Genomic DNA, 2,267 nt, shown 5'->3' on the forward strand with positions numbered 1-2,267 from the left:
TTTCTCTTTTTATCTTTTCCCTTTCTTTTCGGGTATTCCGGTAAGGTGGACTGGTTTATGTACTTTCTAATCGTTTTGCGATCAAAGCCAGTCTCTTCAGCAATAGCGCTAATAGTCCATCCTTTCTAATAAAGTTCTTTAATCATAAAAAATTCCCCTATCTCAATCATCAATTGTCTCTCCACTCCTAAAAGTTGTTGTATCGAGACAATTATCCGTTATTTCTGGGGAATTTTTAACCGTTTATATTGGGGATTTTATCACCGTTGTTAACAGTGTCTTGGTTTACGGGATAAATAGTGAATCAGTATATGCAATTTCAAATGATAAACCGAGACCTTTAGAAGAAATCTACCCTGAAATAGGATATAAAACTGTCGAAGAGGCTGTAAAAGAATTTGAACAGCATTTTAAACACGACTTAAAATTACCGCTTAGAGTTCCACCCCTAACATTTACACATTATTTTGGCAGGTTTAATGATTTAGGAGGGGATATGAATGACTATATTGAGTGCGTGTTTATAAATGAAAATTCAGCTGAACACCATTACAAAATTGATGTTCGACATATTACGAATAAAATTCCAATTAGGGACAAATATGTTAAAAACGTCTTTAAACTAAACAACGGAACTAATGCAACATACATGAAAATTTCAGGTTTTAATGTATTGGTTTTCGAAACAGATAATTGGCAATATATGCTTAGTATTGATAAGATAGTTTCTGATAAGGTGACTCCTTAAACCTTAATTCAGATTGCTAATTATTGATTATACAATTGAAAATTGATTTTAAACTAAAGAACGCGTTGATCCAAAAGGATTAACGCTTTTTCTGTTGAAGTTATTGAGCTAACAGGGCAGTAGAGTTGAATAAGACTTGTTGCATAAAGGTCGTCAATGAAGGCGATCTTTTTATTTTTGTCAGTCTTTTCAGAATAAAAGAGAATTCTTTTGGAATTTTATGTTAAACTTTTAATTATCAGTCTAATACGAATGGAGCAGGATAGTTCAAGAAGGTAATCTGACATTTTGTAAAAATAAAAAGAGGTATTAATGTAGACTTTTCAGGGGGAGAGAATGAGGAATGTTTTTATTGGATTTGTCTTTAGTGTGTTATTGCTACTTTGTTTTACATTATTAAATAGAATTGGCATATCGATATCTTTTGGGATTTCATTAGTCATTTCCTCAATTGTATTTGTTTATTATGTAAATAATAAGAAACCTAATCTCAAAGGGATTGTATTAATTTCCATAGTGACTGGAGTATTTTATATAATCTTTGTTTCAATTGGAGTTAAATTATTCCCTAATGAAGAAGTAAGGGATTTAGGTGATGTAGTTATGCCCTATCTATATGCTTTTATTTTTGGTTTACTTACGACTTTTGTTTTTATCTTTTTAGGATTTAAATATGCAAAGAGTAGCTGAATCTATGTGGGGGAGTTTTTACCATGATATCTTATGCTAAAGGGTTAATTCTTTCTATAATCCTTTTTGTAGCTTTTGTTGTACTTTATTATTTAATGGGTAGGAACGGTTTTATAATTGATGACGGTGTTCTAATGGTAAGCCAGGTCTTTTTGGGATTTATCCATTGGATTTATGCTTGGCCGCTTTACAAATATCTGAAAAAGAAACACACTGGTAGCAAAAGCTCTCAGGGATTCTTACTATCATCACAATGTATATCTGTATTAAATATTTTACTTCTCATGTGGATCCTTGCAGACCCTTCTACATTCTTCTGAATTTTTGCGCCTCCAGGAAAATTAGAACAGGCTCGTAATGCAATAATGGTTAATTTCCCTTACTATTTAGGACTATTTTTTATTTTTATTGGGTTAATTTTATTGTTTTTAAAGGAAATTAAAGTTGTTTTTAATTTGTTAGTAGGAAATAAATAAGAACTATTCAACTAAAGGAGCAGGTTTGTTTAAAAAGGAAAAAGTGAATAAAGGGGGAGTTTTTCATGTTACTACTGTCTACTCAAGGTGGATTTACATGGGGAGATAGTATCTTTCAATTAATTTCTTTTCTATTAGTTATTGCCATTCCCTTGGGTTTAATTTTATTTTACCTTGCTGTTAAAAGAAAAAAGAACCGATAAATACTAGGTTCTTCAGCTAAAGGGCAGGTGTGCGGCCGAGCCTAGGTCGTATCATATAACGGGTGGGATTCCCGTCGAGTAAGAACTAGCCATTCACTCGTAGCGAGTCTTGGAGGGCTAAAGGTAACTTTAGTCTTTAAGCGTAGACAG

At 32.3% G+C, this 2,267-nt stretch carries 3 protein-coding genes and 1 pseudogene; 3 read left to right on the forward strand and 1 reads right to left on the reverse strand.

What is annotated here, in order from left to right:
* Nucleotides 1-170, reverse strand: a pseudogene (locus MLE14_RS22865) (terminase gpP N-terminus-related DNA-binding protein); the annotation flags it as partial.
* Between the two features lie 110 nt (nt 171-280).
* Here MLE14_RS22865 and MLE14_RS22085 point away from each other — a divergent pair.
* From MLE14_RS22085 to MLE14_RS22095, 3 genes are all read left to right on the forward strand, one after another.
* Nucleotides 281-748 carry a hypothetical protein gene (locus MLE14_RS22085; RefSeq protein WP_243300520.1) on the forward strand — a complete coding sequence of 156 codons (468 nt, stop codon included), beginning with the start codon at nt 281-283 and terminating at the stop codon, nt 746-748.
* Nucleotides 749-1,084: 336 nt separating this feature from the next.
* Nucleotides 1,085-1,438 (forward strand): hypothetical protein, encoded by a 354-nt coding sequence (locus tag MLE14_RS22090; RefSeq protein ID WP_243300521.1) that lies wholly within the window; start codon nt 1,085-1,087, stop codon nt 1,436-1,438.
* Nucleotides 1,439-1,979: 541 nt separating this feature from the next.
* On the forward strand, nt 1,980-2,117 hold the full coding sequence (locus MLE14_RS22095) for a hypothetical protein (protein WP_243300522.1): 138 nt from the start codon (nt 1,980-1,982) through the stop codon (nt 2,115-2,117).
* Nucleotides 2,118-2,267: the final 150 nt, after the last annotated feature.

The organism is Bacillus litorisediminis, assembly GCF_022808645.1.
Classification (GTDB): domain Bacteria; phylum Bacillota; class Bacilli; order Bacillales; family JC228; genus Bacillus_BF; species Bacillus_BF litorisediminis.

What these genes read in the sequence shown, in the direction of transcription:
- MLE14_RS22095 (WP_243300522.1), top strand. Translation starts at nt 1,980, where the DNA reads ATGTTACTACTGTCTACTCAAGGTGGATTTACATGGGGAGATAGTATC.
- MLE14_RS22090 (WP_243300521.1), top strand. Translation starts at nt 1,085, where the DNA reads ATGAGGAATGTTTTTATTGGATTTGTCTTTAGTGTGTTATTGCTACTT.